Source organism: Marinobacter sp. UBA2498 (assembly GCF_002341575.1).
Classification (GTDB): domain Bacteria; phylum Pseudomonadota; class Gammaproteobacteria; order Pseudomonadales; family Oleiphilaceae; genus Marinobacter; species Marinobacter manganoxydans.
In genome coordinates this window covers 6,474-6,821 of sequence record NZ_DDOI01000105.1, presented here as the reverse complement: position 1 = coordinate 6,821, position 348 = coordinate 6,474, and the positions used below count along the sequence as shown (strand labels likewise).

Sequence of the window (348 nt, the reverse complement as noted above, 5' to 3'; positions counted from 1 at the left end):
AGGCGACAAGATTGATATCGTTGTCCAGGAGTTGCTTCAAACGTTCTCGTTTCATCCCCTGAATGCGCTGATCCTCGCCTTTCCAGAAGTAACCGTGGTGGACCAGGATCATATCGGCGTTTGCTTCGATCGCAGCTTCGATCAGAGCCTTTGAGGCCGTTACGCCAGAGATGACGGTTTTAATTTCAGGCGTGCCTTCAACTTGCAGGCCATTGGGACAGTAATCCTGGAAATTATCGGGTTGGAGCCATTCGTTGATTTTCTCAAGGATGTCGCTTCGATTTGCCATAAAAACTCCACTCCGGACTATTTCAGAGAAGCTCGAGGAGTGAGGCAGACGCCCCTTCC

1 protein-coding gene is annotated in these 348 nt (G+C 50.3%); it reads right to left on the bottom strand.

The features are described from left to right. Window positions 1-289: Nif3-like dinuclear metal center hexameric protein (locus B2W52_RS14705; protein ID WP_286803668.1), on the bottom strand; the 289-nt coding region annotated here is incomplete at its 3' end. Window positions 290-348: the final 59 nt, after the last annotated feature.